Consider the following 21,789-nt stretch of genomic DNA (forward strand, 5'->3'; position numbering starts at 1 on the left):
TGGTTATTGTTTTTGAGTGTGACTGGTGTCTGTTTTTGTAGCGGGATGTTCGAGGTATTTCTTCATGAATTTGCTTTCCCATTTGCTAACAACGGGTGGCGTGTCTTCGCGCTTTACGGTCATTGTTTTGTAGGCTGTGTAAGGCATGTATTCTACTTCCGTATGGTGCTGGCTAAGGTGGGGGCTGTATATTTCGGGTAGTGTTGCTTTGGCCAATGTGTCGATCGTATGCTTCAACATACCCTTATCTTGCAGCAGCGTATAAAGGTTGTTATAGTTGTTCATGAGAAAGGTAACCTGAACGGGATAGTCGTATAGATACATTTTGCTGCTATGGTCGTGTAGTGGTTTGCGAAAGATGATGCGGAAGGTGTCGCGGGCTATTTTCATACGCGCCATCTTGCCATTTTGTTTTACATAAATATCGCCATCGGGGTTATACTTTTTAAAACGCATTATGGTGTTGTCGCTTCCCAGTTTTATGTCGTAATCTATTCTTACATTCTGTAACTCTGTAAATGAATCTTTGTAGAATGCCGCATCAGCAAGGGCTTCACGGAGAATGGAATCGATGTCGCTGAGCATGGTATAGTCAGTAATGTCCGTCATTTCGATCACCATCTTTTCATGGTCGTGAAGATAAATGGTATGTGTATGGTAGATGGATGCTTCCGGGATCCGGAAGGTGGTTTCTCTATGCGCATTGATGTAATCGGCAAAAGTCTGCGCGTAGGTAGTAGAGATGCCTAACAGGGCAATCAACAACAATAGTTTTCTCATTAGTCTGGTTTTAGTTGGACAGGTTAATTTTAAATAAGGTACGTGGCTGGTCGTTAGGTTGGCGGTCTGCAGGGCGGCGGAAGAGCGGGAAATGAACGGCTGTATTGTTTTGCATCTCCCGGAGATAATCGTCCTGGTTTATGGGTTTCATGAGGTTGTTGATGTGTATCACTTTCATCTTAAACATAACGTGCGGATGCGGAATGTCTTTGTCTGCAAATTCATAAACGGGTGCCTGCTCTTTGCCAAGTTCATTGATGTGTACCACCTTCATAACAGGCCCGGGAGTGGGTGCGGGAGTCGGTACAAAATCGGTTGTTGGTTGTGGTATCTGTACGAGTGGGTCCGGCGATATGGGTTGGGGTGCCGATGATTTTATATGATGGGGTTTTACAGGGGCTGAGGCGATTGAGGTTTGGGAGTGGAAGCTGTCAGTTATAGATCTATGGTCCTGCCCGATGCTGATGTCGTGGTTCGAGGGGCTCACCATGACATCAGAACGGTTACTGTCGCGGTTTGGGAGCGTCGCTATAACATCAGGTGAGGTATTGTTTTGTTTTGGTTGCAGGTACATGATAGCTATGGTGATAATAGCCAATGCCAGTGCAGCAGCTACTGCAAGTCGAAATACAGGGAATGGCTTGCGAGTGGGTTTTGCATCCAGCCGGGCCTGTAGTTTATCCCATGCGTCTTCGTGGCCAAACACTATACCTGCCTGCAGTGTGGTGAGTGACTCTATCTTTTGTTTTACCTGTTCTTCTGTGGTGTTACTGTTCATAGTAGCATCCGTTTTGTTTGATCAGCTGCTGCAATATCGCCCGCCCCTTGTTTAACTGTGATTTTGATGTGCCCTCTGTAATGCCCAGCATAGTGGCGATCTCTTTATGTCCGTAACCCTCTATAGCAAAGAGGTTGAAGACAGTGCGGTAACCATCGGGCAGGGCAGTGACCATCTTTAAAATCTCGCCTGCATTTATGTTGTTTAGCGAGCCTCCATCTACCGGTATTTCTCCTGCATATTCCTCTTCTACCAGCCGTAGCGCGCCTTTCTTACGCAAGAACATCAGGCATTCGTTGACCATGATCTTTTTAAGCCATGCCACCAGGCTACCCTTGCCCGAGTATACAAACCGATCTATAGAGCGGAAGAAGCTAAAGAAGCCATTGAGCATGAGTTCTTCGGCATCGGGGAGGTTTTTTACGTACCGCACACATACCATGAGCATACCATCGGAGTAGGCATCGTACAGGAACTTTTGTGAGATCCTGTCTTGTTTTTTACATCCTTGTATGGCCTTTTCTTCGGTCATGTAAAGTGGTGTGTTGGTGTGGTTGTGTATAGTAAGATATGCAGAAGGGAGGGAAAAGGTTGCCCGGACAACTAAAAATTGTTGTAAAGAGTTGATTTAGTTGGTGTGTTTTGTAAATGTTCCTATATTTGCACTCCCTGAAACACAAAGTCAAGGTAACAATATCATAACTGCCCAGGTGGCGAAATTGGTAGACGCACTGTGTTCAGGTCGCAGCGTCGGTAACGATGTGCTGGTTCGAATCCAGTCCTGGGCACAACACTAAATCTTTAAACCCCTGTAAACAAAGCGTTTCAGGGGTTTTTTGTTTGAACGTGTACCTGAATTGTACCCAATCTCCTTTTTTATACTCCTTTTTACCTGTTTCTACTTTAGTAGATTTCGATTAAAATTTATCTTCAAAGAACTGTTTATAAGGCTTACTACAAACTTACAACGTGTACCCAGATTTTACATGACATAGTATCAAATATTTTGATTATTTGGCTTTGCGTGATTTTCCACATTGGCAATTATGCTGGAATATGCACGATTGAGTGTGCATTTATGGGCTATCGTGTAATCAATGGCAGTAGTTTGCAAAAGTAAACCTACTTGTAAGTTCCAGTAGGATGTTTGCAACCATATATAGCAGGAGTTTTAGCCTCATTAAGAATAGCTTTTGTGTTGTTGCTGGTATAGTTGTCGCTTAAACACTTTAAGTCGTTATTTGACCTTAATTTACAGGCTATTGCAAATAGTCTTCCCATTAAATTCAAGTAGCATTCTATTTTGTTCAAGGTATGTAAAAATATCCCACTCATTTTTAAACCTACCTTTTTGTTTATAAACCCAGTCTTCAAATATCTGATCCATAAGTAAGTGCTTTTCAGCTATGTTGCAAACTTGCCTTATACCATTGGGCAAATCATCATACAGCATACTTCCATTGTATTCATTTAAAATATCAACGTGTAGCATTGGGAAATGAAGACTATACCAGTTTTCGTATTTGGGTTGATAGGACGGTTGTAATTCAGTTGTCAATTGCATTATGCGTCCGTAACGTGTATCTATTGTACGGCAACGCTTATAATCATCGTATCTGTCGGTATTCCCCGAAGCCATGTTATGCAATATCCAACCTCCTTTTACCAAATCTTCACTTGCGTTTAAATGTTGGTAGAATTTATAGCGTATATCATTATTGCTTTTGTGCTGATTCATCTTTTATGATTTTAGCACTATCTGCCTGCTTAATTAGTAGGTCTAAGTTTTCTGCTGTAAAAGGTACTGGTAGATTATTCCATGTTGGCGGCTTGGTTATGTATTCACCATTTTTTAAATCAACTGAGTATACAGCCCAGCCCTTTCCTTCAAATTTTTTTATTTTCAAATATAGGATGCCCTCAGTTTCACCTCGTTTAACTGCGTGGCTTGATGTGTCTTTTAAATTGACCGACACTTCTACTTCATTGTTATTGTTTTCTGGAATATTATAGTTTACGGCATAAAACGAATTATTGCCCGCTGCAACATTTTTGAGTTCACAAAATGTAACGAATTTCTCTGCTAATATCTTGATATCACCCGCATCATTTTTGCATGACGCTAATAATAGAGCACAGAATATCGCTGCTTGTTTAATGGATTTCATTGTGGTTTATTTAAACTTGATTTAAGTAAAAGATTTGCTATAATTAATCACCTATTACACCGCCAAACCGCCACTGGAAATTTTCATATTCAAAATACAAATCACCATATTCACCTTTACCAGTAACCCTTCCAACATGCCCCTTTTGCCATTCCTCATTTTTCATTTTGCCATTCAATGTTTTCTTGAAGTCCTGTAAGGTTGTGTCGTTAACAAATACGAGATTATTAAGCCATTCTTTAATTGTTTCCCCACCGCCACCATCAGAGAAATTTGGTGATGTTAAGCTGCTTATTTTGGCTATGTTTTTTGAATTTACCGCATCCTTAAAGTCTACAAGGAAGGAGTTCCATTGTCCATCTGCATTATCGCTATTATCGACTGTTTTGGTGGAATTTAAAGAGGGTGCTGGTATAATGGTATAATTAGCGGTATCAGCTGTTTGAACCTTTGCGTTAGCAGAACCTTTTATCATATAATATGCACCACCAGCTATCAGGAAAATAACCCCCACAGCAATAATGATTGTAGGTATTCTTTTTACTGGCACTTCTTTATTTTTAATATTAGAGTCCCCAATAGGCTGTGCAGTTAAAAAAATTTGCTTGTCGCCATCCCTTACTTTGTACTTATCGAATACGCTCCTTATCAGTTCTACTTCATTTCCTTTGTATTTTAATATTAAGTCTGGTATTGTGGTTAATCTTTCAGGGCTGTACTTCTCATAAACAGCACGTAATACCTGTTCTGCCTGTTTAGAGGTCATCATAATTTATGTTTTTTTGTTGTAAGAGAGAAAGTATTTGCTTCTTAAATTTTTCGTTTGCGATATCTTTTGAAAATGCTGTAAGGATAAGACCACACAACGGAGAGAGCAGTAATGATGCGAATAGCGCACCCAAAAACCCAATTTCTCTTTTAGTACCAGCAACACCAATTACTACGCTTACAACAAGCCATAGGGGGATGATTATTAATTCCATATCCTGATTTATGTTTAAAATCTTACACAATATAAAATGCTTAGCATTGCTAAGCAAGATAAATTTTAGTATTCGCTTCTTTGCTATGAAATGGGTAAGGCGAAGAAATCATTTTTTGAAATTGCAGTAGCTGACAAAGTTGCTGAAATTCGCCGTGCAAAGGGTCTTTCTCAAAGCGACCTCGCAACCATTCTTGATGTTACACGTGGGTTTATCGGTCAAGTCGAAACTCCGAGTAGTAGGAGTGCATATAGCGTAGATCATCTAAATCGCCTTGCATACGACTTAGGGTGTTCAGTTCATGACTTATTACCTGCTGATCCAATTGTTGAAAGTAGCTGGGATAAATAGCTGCATAGGTACGTTTGAGTTTAATTGTGGTTGCAATAAATATTCTATCTTGTAGGTATTAACCTATAATAACGATGCTCCCCGACGAACTACAACAACAAATTCGATTTAATATTGCGCAACTTTCAGCCAAAAACGGTCAAGCAGATTTCGAAAAAATCTGTTTATACTTTTCCAGAAAACGAATACATACTAACATTTTACCTGCAACTGGTCCTGTTCAAGCAGGTGGAGACCAAGGCAGGGATTTTGAAACATTTCATTCCTACGTATCAATTTTACCAATTGCAAACTCTTTGTTCATTGGCAATTTTTCGGTTTACCCAGTGGCGTTTGCATGTTCTTTAGAAAAAGACCCTGCAAGGAAAAAGGGTAAAATATATCAAGATGTTCAATCAATTCTAAAATCTGGAAGTAAGGTTGAGCGCATATATTTTTTTAGCGGGGAAGACATTCCGGTAGCTAAGCGGCACAAGTCCGAAAATGAAGTTAAGAGTGTCTTTGGTGTTGAATTACAAATTATAGATGCTCAAACACTTTCACAGCACCTTGCAGATGGGGATTTGTTTTGGATAGCAATACAATATTTGAAAATGCCTTCTGAAGCATACCCAGTTGTTTCAGAAGATTGGTATGCAGAATTATTGAAAGAATATAAAGAAGGTAGTAACAGGATAGATACTATCGGGGAATTTTGTGAGATTAAGGGAGCGGTAAGACACATTTATAAAAACAACGACCTAAAAAAAGATTTACTGTTTTGGTTGCCTAAACTCGATATTTTTATAAATACGCATGACACAAATAGGTTTTTAATCAGAAAAGCTATTTATGAAAAATTTGTTGCATCATTAATTGGCTTAGATAATGTTTCTGGACAAGAAACAAATATCGAAAATTACTTTTCGGATTTTGAAGAATGTGATTCTATTGCGGAATTAACCGATGCGCAATTGTTATTGTCATTTTGCACCGTTTCTTGTCTGAAGAACAGACATAATGTATCTATAGAATATTTTAAATCTATTGCGAATAAATTTGAAAAGCTATTACTCACCAAAATAAACACTACACAAAATATTGATATAAAAGTTGCATTAATAGATATTCATGCAAATCTTATATTCCATGATGTACTCTCTGATGCTAACACTCGTGTGCAGATGTTTGCAAACAGGATGAATAGCGTTATTAAGTTATTACCACGTACGCACTTTTACGGAATTAGTGCGCTTGCAAACAGAATAAATGAATTTATAGAGATACTACTCCGTAATAAAATTGACGCATCTGAATTAGAGAAAATAGCTGGCAAAATTGATACACTATTAGCCAAGCAAGGTGGACGAAATATTGTTGCTGATAAGCTCAAAACCAGAGCTATAACTTATTTGAATAATAATGAGCTTTTTAAGGCAATTGATTGTTTGCATGAATTGAAAATTAAATGGTTTAACGAGGAGTCAATTCAAGAAAGTATACAAGCATGTTTACTTTTGGCTAAGGCTTATCAGAAATTGAATCTTTTCTACGCCTCAAAGTACTATGCGTTAATTGCGTCGTATTTATCTATGAAGGACAATATGATAGAGTGCTATACTTACTTTTTAGAGGGATTATCTCTGGCTTGTGAGAATGAGTATAAGACAGGTTCTTGGTTAAATTATATTAATCTTTTGGATGGACTTATTGCCACACATTATGCTATGACAAAGGACTTTACTGTATATAATCATGACGATGTGCATAAAATAATCTACTACCCTGCGATAATTAAAAATGTTTCAATAGCACTTTTCCCTAACATTCTGCCACTGCTTGATAAGAGATACAGTAACTGGGAAGACATAAAAAATGAAATAGATGAGTTGAGTGTAAAGATGCCTAAAATAAAAAGAGAAGACATTTTGGACACTGCAAGTAAGCAGCTATATGGTAATATATTTAACGACCTCGGAGAGATAAGAACAATTGGGTTTAATGCTTTAGGTTCGAATTGGCAGTTTCATTTTAATAACGATTATGAAACTAATAGTGTTGCGGAGGAGTTCATTTCTAAATTTCAAATTCTGATAGTTGATATAAAGGATTTGGGGATATGCCTACTTTCCACAAATGTGAGGATAAACATATCATTATCTACAGCTGCTAAACCATCGTATAAAAATTCGGGAAATGACGATGAAATTACTTGGGATATTATGCTACCTCCCTATAACGGTGATACGAAAAAGGAATTAGAACACCATCAATTTGAAAGTTTAGTTGTTGCTCAAGCTATAATATACGATGTTTCATTACTGCCTGGAGAGCAATATATAAGATTGATAGGAGAGAGACTAAAGGGAGAAAATGGAATAATTAATAAACTAATATTTGGCAGGCACTATGCAGACTTGTACCATAATTTTGTTTCTAAGACAGAATTTAATTCGCAGAACAGAACTACTCTTAGGAATGACATATACAAGGATGGTTTCTCAATACGTTCTAATGATAAACTACCTTGGGATAATTCAATTGCGCCTAATTACAACAAAAAAAAATCCCTGAAAAACATCGAAACACGTATTACTGTTTTTAAAAAAATTTGTCTATAACACTCCCTTTATTAAACAAGTCTTCAACGTTTATTCATACTGTAAACACCATTAGGCAAGAAGGGTGGCTGGACTGGCATATTTTACATGCTATTACAATGGTAGTTATAAACCATAAACTACAATCCTATTATTCTCGATGTAGCTCTATCGACGAAGTAAAAGACATAGCGGATGAAAAATTTAAAGAAGATGAAAAGAATTGGTACGAACTTATACCTGAAGAAATATTGAATGAGGAACGCTTACTTCAGGAATTGAATATAATGATGCCGATTACTTTTTTGCCTGCATTTGGTCTAACATACAAATCTGAAATACCCAACGGCAAAGCCATTTTACAACTGATAAAAGAAAAATATAACTTCTTTGAAGATGGTAAAGACATTCTTATCTTCTCTTAAATTAATATAGGTTAAATATTTGGCATCAATATTGCATTCCGCTATGTAACACACTATTACATACTATGGGCAATGAATTGAGACCTTACCAAGTGCAAGGAATTAATAGAATATTTGATTCTTGGAGAAATAATAATAGAAGCGTTTTATTCCAAATGCCCACTGGAACGGGCAAAACGGTATTGTTCTCAGAAATTGTAAAACGTGGTTATGAACAAAATCGAAAAGTTCTGATAGTTGTCCATAGGATTGAACTTGTGGAGCAAATTGGTTCCAAATTACAAGAAATGAATGTAAAGGTTGGCTACATAATTTCGGGTAAGCCTGCCGATCCTTCATGCATTGTGCAAGTAGCCAGTGTGCAAACACTACTTAATAGAGAATACCCTGAAGCTAACCTTATTGTTATAGACGAATGCCACCATGCAAAAGCAGAAAGCTATACTAAGCTATGGGCTATTTATCCTGACGCAAAATTTTTAGGCGTAACTGCAACGCCTGTTCGTCTTAGTGGGGAAGGGTTTGATGATTGCTTTGATGATTTAATTGTTTCTATGTCAGTGCAAGAATTTATCAAGCAAGGGTATCTGGTTCCTGTTTCTCATTTTGTTGGGGGAAGCCCTGATTTGGCAGGAGTGAAAGAACGACAAGGAGATTATGTTACAAAAGTGCTCTCCCAAGTAATGATGGATAATTCTGTAATGACTAACCTAATTGATAGTTATCTGCAGAAAGCAAATGGAAAATCTACAATAGTTTTTGCTGTTGATGTTGAGCATAGTAAAGAAATTGTGGAACGATATAAGGCGGCTGGTGTTGTTGCTGTCCACATTGATGCGAAGACTCCAACAGAAGAGAGAAAGAAAATATTATTGGATTTTAAAGAGAAGAAAATACAAGTCATCAGTAATGTTGAAATTATTACCGAAGGTTTCGACTTTCCAGAATGTGAAGCAATTCAGTTAGCACGTCCTACCAAATCACTATCCTTATATCTTCAAATGGTTGGGCGAGTTATGCGTACGGCAAAAAATAAAACGCAAGGACTTGTTTTGGATAATGCAAGCTTATGGCTTGAACATGGACTTACCAATATTGAAAGACAATGGTCACTAAAAGGAAGGGCAAAAAACAAAAAAAGTAATGATGAAAATAGAGAGATTGGAATTGATAATGACGGCATAATTAGAATAATTTCAAGGAATAGGCCGATGGAGGTGCAAGGATTAGAACTTTATTCGCTTACTGAAGAATTTGAACGCTTATTGGATTTTGAAGCCCACTTGATAACTGCGATAGAAAAAAAGCACAAGTTAGTTTCTGCATATTTGAGATACATGACTAATTTAGAGAAGAAGGGAGTGATTATTACGGAAGAAGAATTCACCTATATACAAAAAAGACTTGACAGGCATAACACATCTAAGGAAGTTGAGGATGCGTACAAATATCACCCATCATATTGGCACTGGCGTAAAAAAGAATTAGCTGAAAGGAATCTAATTATTTTTAGAAAGTGATATTTACATTTATTTTTGCTCTGTAGACTATAATGACACAAAACGATATCACACGGAAAACAGAAGAGCAAATATTGATTGATACAAATACAGATGATGCAATTATAGCAGAGTTACTTGAAGAAGACGCTGACCCAACGACCAAATTGCCTTATAGCAAAGCATTTATTAAAAAACACAAATTAGCAAAGGCTATTCATAATGTGACAGGCAAGCTTCTTTATTAGGCATTAATAAAATAGCTGTTCAGAGCCTTTAATAATTGCTGTCGCAATGCTGTCCTGTAAATAATCTATCGGGCTGTATGATAGCCCAAAAGCGACGTGCATAACACTTTGGGAAGCTACCACGCAACCCCTACCTTCTCCAAGCCTTTGTACAAGTTCTTTTTTACAAGATTTTGTAAATTCATTTGCATATAGTGTTCTGGGTAGTGATAAATCGCATATTAATCCATCAACTTCTACCCATGCATGTCCAGCCCACAATTGGAGTATATTATCTCGCACTTCTGAAATGCTAAAGTCCTGTTGGAAAATTATTTGTTCTTTATAAGAGAGGTTGCCAGTTACAAGTTTAGCATCGACATTATGTTCATTTTTTAGTTTTGCATACAATGTAGCCGACATAGGTAAACATAAAAATGGTTTACTGGGAACAGTCAATAGAACCGCTTGCACGGCATTTATTAGTACTTCCTTTGTAATCATTTTAGCGATTATTTTTTAGGCAAATTTTGCTCGGTTAGTGCTTTGCCACATTTTGGACAAGTAATATTCATTTTCACAAATACTTCATTCCACCCTAAATTTTGAGTTGTTGAAAATGATTCTCCTTTTAAATCTTGTAGTGAATATTGTTCCCAATTCGACGAATAGGGCTGGTCATTTTCTTTAATGGATATTTCACCAATATGGCCGCATTCACAAACGACTTTATAGTTTATTCTGGTTGACATAACATTTTTTTTGGGAGTTTCTAAAATATATCATTTAGCATACGCTTTGCCTGGGATAGCTACATACTTTCCTTGTTCAAAACCTACTGCAAAACATCTTTCCAATGTCGCACCGTGTTTTTTTACTGCTGCGTCTAAATCTATTTTAGCTTGCTCAGGTGTAGTATCTATTTTCACAAGTGACGTGTTAGGTAAGTAATGAACCGCATTAGTACTGTCCCCACTTTTTGTAAAGTGATCAAGATAGCCATTCGCTTTCATAGTTTCTTTCACTTGAGTTTGCTTAGCTTCCTTATGTATATTTTCAACTATGTCGTAAGTGATTAGTGTATTCATGACTCTCTGTCTTTTATTAATAGACAATAACAAATTGCAATATTAATGCCGAGTGATCAATTGGACTTTTTGACTAATTACATATGTCCATTTTGGCAGTTTATTAACAAATCGCTTATGAAGTTGGAATTTATATGACAAAATGCCTTAAATTTTCGGGTTGAGATATTTTCATTGTACCGTTGAATTTTTACCAGTCGTATTAGAGAATTTAAGGCTCATAATCGACCTTCTAATATTATTTTGGCAGTAGTATAGGGATGGAGAGTGCTAACGTCGTTAAGTAGGCTTAATTCGGGCAAAGAAAAAGCAGGTAAAAATTCCAACGTAGCTATCGGAGTGCAATTGACTACGGCTAATGGTTTTCTCACCTGCTATTGCTATAAAGAGTTAAAACTTGAAAGAGGTTTGTAGTTCTCTTATTCGCTCGCTATATAACAGAACAAAGATAGCAAATCCAAGGGTCTTAACAGAGATTCAATTCCTATTATTTATTAACCATGGTGCAGAAATATATTTTTGATTTTTCGATGTTGCCACGTATTTTTCGCGCCACTTTTTACTATAATTAAATATGCAGCTTGCAGTCTTGCAGTAGGGGCGTTTCCCTTTACAGTAAAGGATTCCAGACTAACTGCAAGACTGCAAGCTATTAATTAGCATAAGAGGTCACTGTTGTTCATAGCATCGTTCATACTGCCCTTTTTCGACGCATTTGATTAAATCGCATTTCAGATAGTAGTAAACAGTTCTTTCTGATAACCCCAGCAATCTTCCAACTTTTAGCGCATCCCGAGTTGTAAATATAGCTGGCAGCTTATTGTGAAATTTTTCAAACCTTGGGTCGTAATGCTTAATAGATACTTTCTTCGGCACTAATCCCATAATCCTGTTTGCTCTATTTCTAAAATATTCAGTAATGCTTATGGCATCAATGACGTGTTGTTTTGTTACAATGATTTGCATATCATCTTTCATGAGTATTTTAACATGCTTATATGCATAGTCAAGCATTGCCACTATTATAATAAAACGTAGTAGATACAACTCCAGTTTGTTGTATATCCCTATCATTTGCTGGTCGTTCAAGCTATTGCAGTAGTCTGAATTTTCATTCTGCCACCGTATTAGTTCCTGAAAGGCATCTTTTGTAAAATTCAATATATGGGGGTTAATTTCGCCGTCTTTGTTATACCGAGAAGGTACGTTTATGATGTTCTTTATAATTGCATGATACTGTTCTTCAAGTTTGTCATTTGGCATCAAGCCATTCCATTTTCGCTGGGGTACGGTATCCGTGGTTGCGAATAGCAACCGATCCAAATAGCCATTATTGTCGTTTAAATTTGAGATGAATTTTATTAACACGTCTGTTTGAATAGTTCCCGCATTGTTTAAAAATGGTTGTAGAATCCAAGGACTCGATTTCTTCTTTCTGTCTACTTTTATTGGTTTCCCGCTCCACATTGTAAGGTGGGTTTGCATGTCATCTCCAGCTCCACCACGGTATTTATTCATTGAATTTAAAAATGATAAATATTCATCTGCATAAAGGGTCAGACCAGCTTTATTCTCGACAAGGACGTCTTTTATAGCTTCCATCGTAGCGTCGTTTATCATACACCTTTTGCAGGTAGGTTCAATCAAATTTTCGTTCCCTTCATGCTTTAGTTTTTTATATTCCGTATAAGCTATTTTGTATTCTCGTTCGTATGCCAGCTCCTGTGCAAATAATGGAGATAAAGCTCTTTCCAGTGGACCCGATTTATTGATGCTCGAACGCCCAACAATTAGCATGCTCAATATGGCAGTAGATTTGAGTTTGCCTTTAAATAAAATCTGGAAATTGTTACGAATAGCTCCGGCAACAGCCGATAATATGCCTGCTGCATAATATTCCTTTGGAAAGTTTAAGGTGTTGCTTACGTCATTGATGTGTCTCCTAATAGGATCAGGAAATACCTCTATGGGAAAAGGATTGCTGTACTGATTTAAATGGTCCTCTAATTGTAAATTTTTGCTATTACGCCGTGATTCTTTGTACGCTTCTAACTGATTCTCGGGAATCAATTCTTCATCGAAGATTATTTGGTTTGCCTCTACATTTTCCAGTATGTCTGGGTTTGCTGGATAGTCATCTTCTTCAAAAGGCAGGTAAGGTTTCTCTTTTAGTGCTTCCCTTAATCGAAGGGCTTTGGCAATGTTTTTTTCTTCCATTCTCTCTGCATCAGTTTTATAAGTTGCTTGTATCATTTTTTCTTGTTTTTAGGGAGGTTAACAAAATTTGATGCTTTCATCGACTCTTCAATCTGCGCCCACGTCAGTTGAGTGCGGCTGAACATCCACTCATCAATTTCAGATTTCTCAAAACGCAGCTTGCTGCCAATAGCAGATCGGTGTACAGGGATTTTTTTGTAATGCACCAGCTTGTATAAATACTTTACTGTAAGGTTTGTGTAAACAGACACTTCCTTTATCGACATGGGGACGAGCTCCCTATTTTGGTCGATTTTTTCGCGAATTTTTTCAGTCATTTTATATTGTTTACCTACACAATAACGCTTTGCCCCTCAAAAATTTTGAGCATTAATTTTCATTTGATATGTTCAAATGTTGTATTCCTAATCGATTGATTTCACCTGCCAGTGTTTATACTTTTTAACTTGACTATTTTTATTGTTCAATTTGATTATTTTTTCACATTAATAAAAAGTGAGTAAAGCACCTATTTTTAGTACTTTACTCACTTCCAGATTTTTAAAATCTTGCCTTACAAAAGCGGAATTTTGGAGATAGCACTTTTTAAATTGAAATCTGCACGCTTGGTGTAGTTGCGCAAATGTTTTGTCGATGTTTGCCCCAAGACTTTAGATATAGCAGTGTCATTCACACCGAGAGCAATGAGTAGGCAAGCCATCGTATGCCTGCCGCAGTGCCATGTTATTTTCTTATCAATACCAGCCTTTAATACCCATCCCTTCAGTACTTTGTTGCATCCATTAAGTGTGGTTGGCAAATCAAAAATTAGTTGTTGTGGATCACGAGCTATGCCCATAAAGAACAATGCATTATCATGGAGATCAAACTCAACCTTAAATTTTGTCTTCGCTTGTACCATAGTTAGCTTTCCATCGCTAATGTGCTGCCACTGTAGCCGAGATACATCACAATAACGCAGCCCCGTAAAGCAACAAAACAGAAACGCTCGCTTCACACCATCATTGCTACACTCGAAATCTGTTAGCAATCTTAACTCGTCCATTGTGAGAACATTTTTGGTTATTCCTTCCAGCCGTTTTATTTTAATGTCTGCCGCTGGGTTGGTATCGAACAGCCTATCTTTTGTTGCATAATGTAATACTCTACTTAGTAGCTTGAAATAGTTGTGTGGCGTTTCGCCTGTAAGATGATTTTCTAAAAAGCTTTTAAATTTTTCTAAAAAACTTTCGTCAATGGATGTAATGGGCAACTGCTCTTTTTTATGGAAGGCTTTTAATTTTTTCAGAACTGATACCGCACGACGCTCGCGTGTTGGATACGTTATAAAGTGCTCTTCGAAATATTTGAAAAAATCAGTTTTTTGCCTGTTGGCAGGAAGTGGAATATAGCCTTGCAGTAATTTTGCTTCTAACTTATTGCGACGTATTTCAAACCGCATTAGAGTGTCTTTATTTAGTTGCTTAGTTGCGTCATCTGTTGCATAGTAAAGATGTAAGTCTGTCGATTCTACATAACGAACACCGTTTACTCGATAATCAAAACAAAGAGCAATGCCCTTTTTCCCTTTTCTTTCTTTCTTAATTACGTGGATCATTAGCTATTATTTTTTAGTTAGCAATCCCTATAAATAACGCTTTGACTATAAAAGATTCTAATCGTAATATGTGTACCCATTTTGTACCCACTTTGGAGTAGAATAAGGTAAAATGGGGTAAAAGAAAAGAAAAATAATTTTGACCTTTTTGTATATGCTGTTAGAGATTTACGGTTAGTTAGTATTCCCCGAAAGTTGCAGTCCTGGGCACAAAGGTCAGAGTGAGTGTGTGAGCGAGAGCGAACCCCCTCACTTTGACCTTTTCTTTATTACTCAAACCCGCACTCACACTACTTCATCACTATCGATCTAATAATTTCTCTCTTTGCCATGTTTGATTTTGAAAATCTAGAAGTTTACAAAAAGGCCAAAGCGTTTAATGCGGCCGTAAATAGGTCAGTCCTCAGAATTGAAACTTTAGATGGAGTAACGAAGAATCAGTTACGACGAGCCTCATTAAGTATAGTACTGAATATTGCAGAGGGTACCAGCCGCTTTAGCAAACCCGACAGAAGGAACTTCTGCGTAATAGCAAGAGGGTCAGTGTTCGAATGTGTTGCCGTATTTGATATTCTTAAAGACAATGGACAATTATCACCAGAAGAATTTACTACTTTGTACGCTACTGCTGAAGAAATGTCTAAAATGCTATTTGCAATGATTAGAAATCTGGAAAACTAGCGTAGAACTGAGTTAAAAGCAAGTTAGAGATAGAAACACATAACTTCATAGTATAAAATAGTAACAACATGCAAGGCACATTAAAAACAAACAAAGGGGATATAGTAATTGAGTTCTTTGCAGAACTAACTCCTAATACGGTTGAGAACTTTGTAAAATTGGCAAAGTCGGGTTTTTATGATGGGGTTAAATTCCATCGCATAATAAGGAGTTTTATGATACAGGGTGGAGACCCACTGACGAAAGAAGATGCCAAGAAGCACATGTGGGGTACAGGCGGTCCAGGTTACAAGTTTGACGATGAAATAGGTCCGGAAAACAGTAATGAAATTGGTACGATATCAATGGCCAATTCAGGACGCAACACTAACGGCAGTCAGTTTTTCATTAATACTGCCAACAACCGTTTCCTTGACCCTAAGCATACTGTATTTGGCAGGGTTGTAAAGGGTATGGAAGTAGTAGATACTATTAGCTCAGTGCCAACAACGAGCAGCGATCAGCCAATAGAGTCGGTTGTTATTGAATCGGTTGTGTTTGAGTAATAAGTAATCAAAGGTGATATTTTTATAGAGCGAAGCAACGGTGGTTGCTTCGCTTTTTTGTCGCAAGCGGGACGCTTGCATGGTGTAGGACGAAGCGGGACGCTTCGACCAGTGAAGGAATAATAAAATTGAGAGCAGAGCAATCGTGAGGTTGCTCCGTTTTTTTGTTTGGTAGTTGGTTAAAAGTGAGTAGCTATTATAGTGACACCGGCATTTGTTAAATATTCACTTAAACTACAATTTGCGCGCACTGCCAGGCAAATTAATAATTAGTTTTAGTCATAATCTACACACATGGCTAAGACTATATCTGAAAACAAGAAGAAGAAATCACCTGCAAGAGAATGGATAAACGCTGCAGTGTTTGCGGTTGTAGTGGCATCTCTTATCCGTACTTTTTCGTGTGAGGCATACACGATACCATCGGGTTCGATGGAGGGGTCATTGCTGATCCATGATTACCTGTTTGTAAGTAAGATGGCCTATGGACCGCGTATACCCATGACCCCGCTGGCTGTGCCACTGGTACATAACACGATGCCATTGACAGGTGGTAAATCTTATACCGAGGCAGTACAATGGAAGTATCACCGCATACCGGGTTATAGCCAGGTAGAACGTAATGATATTGTTGTCTTTAATGGACCATCAGGGGATAGCGCCATGGCTGAACAGCCTGATATGGATTATTACCAGGCTTGCCGAGCGTATGGGGCTGAGGCAATAAGGAATAAATACACTGTGGTTTCCCGACCTGTGGATAAGAAGGAAAATCTGATAAAACGATGTGTGGCGCTGCCTGGTGATGTACTGGAAATTAAGAATACTGTGGTATATCTAAACGGTATTGCCACCAAACTCTTACCACATTCAAAACTCAACTACATTGTAAAGAGTACCAATGGTGCAGCACCTGCAATAGATGATGACCTTGAACTGGTGCAGCAATTGGGTAATGGCATGTATGCGTACAATCTGCAAAATGAGCAGGTGGCCATGGTTAAGAAAGCCCCGCACGTAGCTTCTGTGAACCTATATCTTAAAGATGCCGCCGGTGTAGCACCTTCTGAGCCGGGAGAGTGGGTGTTTCCGCTGGATACAACCAATTATAAATGGAACAGGGATAACTACGGTCCGCTCACTATTCCCAAGGCCGGCAGCACTGTTGCGCTGACGAAGCAAAACATAGCGTTATACAGCAGGCTCATTACCAAATATGAAGGCAATACGCTGGAGGTAAAAGACGGCAAGTTTATTATCAATGGCGTTGCATCGACAACGTATACCTTTAAGATGGATTACTACTGGATGATGGGCGATAACCGGGACAATTCTCTTGATTCGCGTTATTGGGGTTTTGTTCCTGAAGACCATATTGTAGGGAAGGCATGGTTTGTGTGGTTCAGCTATGGCGATAATGCGCTTAAGGATATACGCTGGAGTCGATTGTTCAGAGGGATGCATGCACTGGAACGATAATGAAGTTTGGAGCGGAGCAACGGGTGTTGCTCCGTTTTTTTGTCGCAAGCGGGACGCTTGCATGGTGTAGGACGAAGCGGGACGCTTCGACCAGTGAAGAGAAAAGAGAATACTGTATATTTAAGTCTACATGATTTTTATGGCAACGTATGAATATGTTTATATAGAGGATGTTGATGTGCAGGAGATCATTTCCTTTATGGAAGGGTTTTACTGTTTTGGTAGGAGAGAGGTGATTGCAGAGCCCAATGAAATGCAGTATTATGAAGCGGGTAACAGACTTTTCCTGTTTCGGCAATTGACAGAGCCGAGGTGGGTAGAGGTGTCTATTGACATGGATGAACTCTATGAACTGGATGAGATATACAGACGTATATCGGAGCGATTTAGTACGCGTGTATTGTTCTTGTATAAGCAGACAACAAGCGCAGATGCCAGAGTGGCGTTATTTGAAAATGGAACATTGCTTCGGTCTATACATCAGGTGTACATGCCACATCTTGGGGATCTCAGGATAGTACAAAACTTTGGTAACAGAATGAAATTTGAGGAGGAACTAAACCTTGAGTTCCCCACAGAATACAGGTACGCCACAACTGATACTATAAGCAGAACTGATATCAACTCAATTATGCAAGTTTTTGGTGTTGGGCCATATAAGACAGATGCTGCCTGTGAGTATATTCACGTAGAGGTAATTAAATCAAGAAACTAAGGTCAGGTTGCTGTCAAATATAGTACAGCTATAATTGGGCGCGAACCTACGGCTTGCTGGTTAATGGGCCGGCTGACGTGCTATAAACCTTTTGCACCTAACGGCGCAATGATATTGACTTAACGGTGCAATGAAATGTAACCGATAACTTTGTGGTATTGATCTTACTAAATAACGACTATTAATATGAGTATTAATAAATGGGACGAACGGTATAAGGAGGAGCAGTTTGCTTATGGGAAGGAGCCTAACCTGTTCTTTAAGGAATGGCTTGGAAAGTATACTCCGGGTGCAATATTGATGCCTGCGGAGGGTGAAGGCAGGAATGGTGTGTATGCAGCAGAGCAGGGATGGCAGGTAACTGCTTTTGACCAGAGTGTGGAAGGGCAAGCGAAGGCATTGTTGCTTGCTGAGGAAAGAGGGGTGTCTATTGAGTATGTAGTAGGTGACCTTGAGGTGCTTGACTTTGACAAGGAGCGCTTTGATGCCATTGGTCTTATTTATGCGCATGTGGATGGGGATAAAAAGGTCGCGTTCCATATAAAGCTGGACACTTGCCTGAGACCGGGAGGGGTTGTAATTTTTGAAGCGTTCAGTAAGAGCCATGTGCAGTATAATAGTGCAGACCCTAAGGTGGGTGGACCGAAAGATGTGGAAATGTTGTACTCAATTGATGATATCACCACAGGGTTTGGTAACTATGAAGTACTGTTGCTGGAAGAAAGTGAAGTGGTGCTCAATGAGGGTGTTTATCATAATGGGAAAGGCGCTGTAGTAAGGTTTGTAGGGAGGAAGAAGTGATCTGGTTGTTGGGATGAGCACACGGGTGTGTTCTTTGTTTTTAGCCATTGTGTGGTTACTTTTAGAAAAATAATTCTGTATGAAGAAAACGATATTAGGATTGCTGTTTGCCATGAGCACGCAGATAGTTATAGCGCAGGATGCAATACCTGAGTTTAAGAATAAGGTGATGTTGCACAAGGGCAATGCCGTGGAAAATCTTGATAATACTACACTGACGCGTGGTATGAAAGGTAAGCCTGGCAGGGGCACTGTGTTTATGAAAGCGGATGGGACAAACGCTGCAGTAACTTTTGATCCGAAGAGTGGCAATGATTTTATTGTGAAGATAGAGCCGGGAGTAGACCCTGAAAGTATTGTTACGCTATACATTTTTGATGTAGATAAGAAGAGCAGAAATATTATAACCGGTGAAGTGGGCATGTCGGGATCGAAGGATATAACGATACCAACTGTGAAGCTGAATTTTAAGAAGATACAAGATGGCGTGTACAGTATAACTCCTATAAAGCCGCTGACAGCAGGTGAGTATTTCTTTACTGTGAGTCAGCCGGTAAACATCTCTCTTGCATTTGATGTGAAGGGATTTGCGTTTTCGGTTGCGGAGTAGTGGTAAGAGATCATAGATACTGAAGAGCGAAGGACTTGATGTCCTTCGCTCTTTTCTTTTGTAGGTTTCCTTAATGAAATCTTAAAGCATAAATAAAATTTTGCAATTACGATAGTTGTCGTACATTTGAGTACGATTAGTGTCGTAGATGAAAATATGGAGCAGATAATAAAGCCAACGGAAGCGGAAATGGAGATACTGAATATACTGTGGGCAGATGGGCCGGCAACAGTAAGGGAGGTGCATGAAAAGCTGGCACAGACAAAGGATGCGGGCTATACTACCACGCTGAAGCAGATGCAGGTAATGCTGGAGAAGAAGTTGGTAAACAGAGATGCATCGAGCAAGACGCACGTATATAATGCGCTTGTGAATAAGGAGCAGACCCAGGGTCAGTTTTTGCAAAGGATGATAGATACGGTGTTTAACGGATCGGCTATGAACATGGTGATGCAGGCGCTGGGTAATAAGAAAACGAGCAAGGCAGAAGTGGAGTTGATAAAGGCCTATTTGAAAGAGAAGACAAAAGAGTAGCAGACTTAAGTTAAAACTAAAAAGGTAAAACTAAAAAGTGTGAGCTAATAGTAAGAGTAGAGCTCTTGCAGGGTTGGCTTCTTTATAAAAATAACCATCCCCAGATAAGGGCTGAGGGCGTGTAAAGCAATAGAAGAGGGGATTTTAAACAGGTTTAATTTATTCATTCTTAAAAATGTCACCAATGGCTATCTGGATTCAATCATTATCGTGGGCGCTGATATATGCGCTGGGACAGGGTTTGGTGGTGTTTGCCACGTTGTGGATGGTGCTTAAGGTGATGCCGACACTTGCGGCGAATATCAAGTATCATTTATCGCTGTCGGCACTGACCATTTTGCTGGGCTGGTTTGCAAGCACGTGGTGGCAGCAATATCATTCATTAGCTATACTGCGTGAGCAATTGATAGTCTCCGGAGGATTTGGTGCAGGAACGATACAACAGCAGCTGACTGCTATTCAAAATGTTGACCATTATAGTAATAGCAGCGCTATGCTATTGTCGGTAAAAAGAATGCTGCCGTGGCTTTCGGTGTTTTACTTTACAGGCCTGGCGTTAATGCTGGTGCGACTTTCGGCCGGAGTAGTACAGATCTTCTCTTTGCGGAACAACGGCCTGATAAAGCCGGATGCGCTATATAACGACATACTTAGCTCGTTAAAGAGCCGGATACACTTTGATGGTGCTGTACAGTTATTTGTATCGGCAAAGGCCCAGGTGCCAATGGTGGTGGGTTTCTTTAAGCCGATGATACTGATGCCAGCAGCAGCAATGGCGCAACTTACAACAGACCAGCTTGAGACTATACTATTGCATGAGTTGGCTCATATAAAGCGTTATGATTACCTGGTAAACATCCTGCAAACGGTTGTTGAGACCATACTTTTTTTCAATCCCTTTGTCTGGATGATATCGGCCATTATCCGCCGGGAAAGGGAGCATTGCTGTGATGACCTGGTGCTGGACCACACAAGGGAGTCGCTATCTTATGCTACTGCACTAGCTGCACTGGCAATACACCCGGGAAGTGCAACAGCCCTAGCGGTAGCTGCAACGGGAGAGCCAAACCATTTGTATAACCGAATTAAACGCATTGTTGAAATGAAAAAGAATCCATTTAGCTACAGCAGAATGGTTGCGGCCATTCTTATTATTGTATCCATTACCTGTTCTATAGTATGGATATCGCCCTCTATTGCCGGCCCGAAAAAGCCAAAGGCTAACAAAGTAGTTGCCAAATCGGCTACTCCTGAAAAACCGCTAAAGGCAGTGGTGCCTGTTGCGCCAGTAGCACCCATTGCGCCGGTAAAGGCTGTGCCTGCGGTTGTGCCGGCGTCAACTCCTGCCGATGCACCAGATGCGGATGAGTCGGAAACCGCGGTGCTGGTGCGACGCCTTACTAATGCCGGACTTGTAAACGAAGTAAAGGGCTTTGTGCTAGAGAAGATACAAGACAAGCTATACATCGATGAAAAGCTGATCGCAGATAACATAGCCGTGAAGTATCTGAACGGGATAAAGCAGGAGACTATAAAGGTGCAGGTGCATTCGTTTACAGAGCGCCAGAGAATGCACCCTGATGCGAACCTTTTACAGTTGATACTGCCAATGACCTTTAACGCGGGTTGTGTAGACAACAGCTCATCTAAGAAGAAGAAGGGTTGTTAGTACTTTAGTATTTATCAATAGTTTCATGTTGCACATGTTGTTATAGACGTAAAGTGCTGCGTC

General features: G+C 39.2%; 26 protein-coding genes and 1 tRNA gene. 14 read left to right on the top strand and 13 right to left on the bottom strand.

Going from position 1 to position 21,789, the window contains the following annotated elements; genetic code table 11:
- Nucleotides 1-3 precede the first annotated feature (3 nt).
- From CJD36_RS12465 to CJD36_RS12475, 3 genes are read right to left on the bottom strand one after another with little or no spacing between them, the layout of a single operon-like run.
- Nucleotides 4-780, bottom strand: a complete 777-nt coding sequence (locus CJD36_RS12465) for a hypothetical protein (RefSeq protein WP_105039504.1) — start codon at nt 778-780, stop codon at nt 4-6.
- A gap of 10 nt (nt 781-790) precedes the next feature.
- A complete protein-coding gene (locus tag CJD36_RS12470) occupies nt 791-1,558 on the bottom strand; it encodes a hypothetical protein (RefSeq protein ID WP_105039505.1) in 768 nt (255 codons plus the stop codon).
- Nucleotides 1,548-2,090, bottom strand: a complete 543-nt coding sequence (locus tag CJD36_RS12475) for an RNA polymerase sigma factor (protein ID WP_105039506.1) — start codon at nt 2,088-2,090, stop codon at nt 1,548-1,550. The genes CJD36_RS12470 and CJD36_RS12475 overlap by 11 nt, the downstream gene beginning before the upstream one ends.
- Before the next feature lie 172 nt (nt 2,091-2,262).
- Between CJD36_RS12475 and CJD36_RS12480 the strand changes: the two genes are divergently transcribed.
- Nucleotides 2,263-2,346, top strand: a tRNA-Leu gene (locus CJD36_RS12480).
- 464 nt (nt 2,347-2,810) lie between these two features.
- Here the strand turns inward: CJD36_RS12480 and CJD36_RS12485 are convergent.
- From CJD36_RS12485 to CJD36_RS12500, 4 genes are read right to left on the bottom strand one after another with little or no spacing between them, the layout of a single operon-like run.
- The gene (locus tag CJD36_RS12485) at nt 2,811-3,296 is read right to left on the bottom strand and encodes a hypothetical protein (RefSeq protein WP_105039507.1); all 486 of its coding nucleotides are present in this window, start codon (nt 3,294-3,296) and stop codon (nt 2,811-2,813) included.
- Nucleotides 3,274-3,726, bottom strand: a complete 453-nt coding sequence (locus CJD36_RS12490) for a hypothetical protein (protein WP_105039508.1) — start codon at nt 3,724-3,726, stop codon at nt 3,274-3,276. The genes CJD36_RS12485 and CJD36_RS12490 overlap by 23 nt, the downstream gene beginning before the upstream one ends.
- A gap of 43 nt (nt 3,727-3,769) precedes the next feature.
- The gene (locus tag CJD36_RS12495; RefSeq protein ID WP_133162628.1) at nt 3,770-4,495 is read right to left on the bottom strand and encodes a hypothetical protein; all 726 of its coding nucleotides are present in this window, start codon (nt 4,493-4,495) and stop codon (nt 3,770-3,772) included.
- Entirely contained in the window at nt 4,482-4,709 is a 228-nt protein-coding gene (locus tag CJD36_RS12500; RefSeq protein WP_105039510.1) for a hypothetical protein, read from the bottom strand. Before CJD36_RS12500 ends, CJD36_RS12495 begins: the two co-directional genes overlap by 14 nt.
- Before the next feature lie 90 nt (nt 4,710-4,799).
- Here CJD36_RS12500 and CJD36_RS12505 point away from each other — a divergent pair, with 90 nt between their 5' ends.
- The 5 genes from CJD36_RS12505 to CJD36_RS12525 all read left to right on the top strand — a co-directional run bounded on the left by CJD36_RS12505 (nt 4,800) and on the right by CJD36_RS12525 (nt 9,811).
- Complete coding sequence (locus CJD36_RS12505) at nt 4,800-5,060, top strand: helix-turn-helix domain-containing protein (RefSeq protein WP_105039511.1); 261 nt, start codon at nt 4,800-4,802, stop codon at nt 5,058-5,060.
- A 74-nt stretch (nt 5,061-5,134) separates the two neighbouring features.
- Complete coding sequence (locus CJD36_RS12510; protein ID WP_105039512.1) at nt 5,135-7,660, top strand: hypothetical protein; 2,526 nt, start codon at nt 5,135-5,137, stop codon at nt 7,658-7,660.
- Nucleotides 7,651-8,064, top strand: coding sequence for a hypothetical protein (locus tag CJD36_RS12515; protein WP_133162629.1), 414 nt, complete (start codon nt 7,651-7,653; stop codon nt 8,062-8,064). The genes CJD36_RS12510 and CJD36_RS12515 overlap by 10 nt, the downstream gene beginning before the upstream one ends.
- Nucleotides 8,065-8,129: 65 nt before the next feature.
- Complete coding sequence (locus CJD36_RS12520) at nt 8,130-9,584, top strand: DEAD/DEAH box helicase (RefSeq protein ID WP_105039514.1); 1,455 nt, start codon at nt 8,130-8,132, stop codon at nt 9,582-9,584.
- A 32-nt stretch (nt 9,585-9,616) separates the two neighbouring features.
- A complete protein-coding gene (locus CJD36_RS12525) occupies nt 9,617-9,811 on the top strand; it encodes a hypothetical protein (RefSeq protein ID WP_105039515.1) in 195 nt (64 codons plus the stop codon).
- Nucleotides 9,812-9,814: 3 nt separating this feature from the next.
- On the opposite strand, the gene CJD36_RS12530 is transcribed toward CJD36_RS12525, so the two are convergent.
- The 6 genes from CJD36_RS12530 to CJD36_RS12550 all read right to left on the bottom strand — a co-directional run bounded on the left by CJD36_RS12530 (nt 9,815) and on the right by CJD36_RS12550 (nt 14,692).
- Entirely contained in the window at nt 9,815-10,294 is a 480-nt protein-coding gene (locus CJD36_RS12530; protein ID WP_105039516.1) for a hypothetical protein, read from the bottom strand.
- Between the two features lie 8 nt (nt 10,295-10,302).
- On the bottom strand, nt 10,303-10,542 hold the full coding sequence (locus CJD36_RS23005; protein WP_133162630.1) for a hypothetical protein: 240 nt from the start codon (nt 10,540-10,542) through the stop codon (nt 10,303-10,305).
- A 30-nt stretch (nt 10,543-10,572) separates the two neighbouring features.
- Nucleotides 10,573-10,878, bottom strand: coding sequence for a hypothetical protein (locus tag CJD36_RS12535; RefSeq protein WP_105039517.1), 306 nt, complete (start codon nt 10,876-10,878; stop codon nt 10,573-10,575).
- A 669-nt stretch (nt 10,879-11,547) separates the two neighbouring features.
- Nucleotides 11,548-13,131, bottom strand: a complete 1,584-nt coding sequence (locus CJD36_RS12540; RefSeq protein WP_105039518.1) for a DUF3987 domain-containing protein — start codon at nt 13,129-13,131, stop codon at nt 11,548-11,550.
- A complete protein-coding gene (locus tag CJD36_RS12545; protein WP_105039519.1) occupies nt 13,128-13,412 on the bottom strand; it encodes an excisionase family DNA-binding protein in 285 nt (94 codons plus the stop codon). The genes CJD36_RS12540 and CJD36_RS12545 overlap by 4 nt, the downstream gene beginning before the upstream one ends.
- Before the next feature lie 236 nt (nt 13,413-13,648).
- On the bottom strand, nt 13,649-14,692 hold the full coding sequence (locus CJD36_RS12550) for a site-specific integrase (RefSeq protein WP_105039520.1): 1,044 nt from the start codon (nt 14,690-14,692) through the stop codon (nt 13,649-13,651).
- Nucleotides 14,693-15,022: 330 nt separating this feature from the next.
- On the opposite strand from CJD36_RS12550, the gene CJD36_RS12555 reads away from it, so the two are divergent.
- The 8 genes from CJD36_RS12555 to CJD36_RS12590 all read left to right on the top strand — a co-directional run bounded on the left by CJD36_RS12555 (nt 15,023) and on the right by CJD36_RS12590 (nt 21,726).
- Entirely contained in the window at nt 15,023-15,373 is a 351-nt protein-coding gene (locus CJD36_RS12555; RefSeq protein WP_105039521.1) for a four helix bundle protein, read from the top strand.
- A 68-nt stretch (nt 15,374-15,441) separates the two neighbouring features.
- Nucleotides 15,442-15,918, top strand: coding sequence for a peptidylprolyl isomerase (locus tag CJD36_RS12560; protein ID WP_105039522.1), 477 nt, complete (start codon nt 15,442-15,444; stop codon nt 15,916-15,918).
- 294 nt (nt 15,919-16,212) lie between these two features.
- Nucleotides 16,213-17,397 (top strand): signal peptidase I, encoded by a 1,185-nt coding sequence (gene lepB, locus CJD36_RS12565; protein WP_105039523.1) that lies wholly within the window; start codon nt 16,213-16,215, stop codon nt 17,395-17,397.
- A gap of 139 nt (nt 17,398-17,536) precedes the next feature.
- Nucleotides 17,537-18,112, top strand: a complete 576-nt coding sequence (locus tag CJD36_RS12570; RefSeq protein WP_133162631.1) for a hypothetical protein — start codon at nt 17,537-17,539, stop codon at nt 18,110-18,112.
- 186 nt (nt 18,113-18,298) lie between these two features.
- A complete protein-coding gene (locus CJD36_RS12575) occupies nt 18,299-18,913 on the top strand; it encodes a class I SAM-dependent methyltransferase (protein WP_105039525.1) in 615 nt (204 codons plus the stop codon).
- Between the two features lie 79 nt (nt 18,914-18,992).
- On the top strand, nt 18,993-19,523 hold the full coding sequence (locus tag CJD36_RS12580; RefSeq protein ID WP_105039526.1) for a hypothetical protein: 531 nt from the start codon (nt 18,993-18,995) through the stop codon (nt 19,521-19,523).
- A gap of 156 nt (nt 19,524-19,679) precedes the next feature.
- Nucleotides 19,680-20,057: a BlaI/MecI/CopY family transcriptional regulator gene (locus tag CJD36_RS12585; protein WP_105039527.1), complete on the top strand. Its 378-nt coding sequence runs from the start codon at nt 19,680-19,682 to the stop codon at nt 20,055-20,057.
- A 184-nt stretch (nt 20,058-20,241) separates the two neighbouring features.
- On the top strand, nt 20,242-21,726 hold the full coding sequence (locus CJD36_RS12590) for a M56 family metallopeptidase (protein WP_161499298.1): 1,485 nt from the start codon (nt 20,242-20,244) through the stop codon (nt 21,724-21,726).
- Nucleotides 21,727-21,789: the final 63 nt, after the last annotated feature.

This window comes from Flavipsychrobacter stenotrophus (genome assembly GCF_002954265.1).
Taxonomy (GTDB): Bacteria; Bacteroidota; Bacteroidia; order Chitinophagales; family Chitinophagaceae; genus Flavipsychrobacter; species Flavipsychrobacter stenotrophus.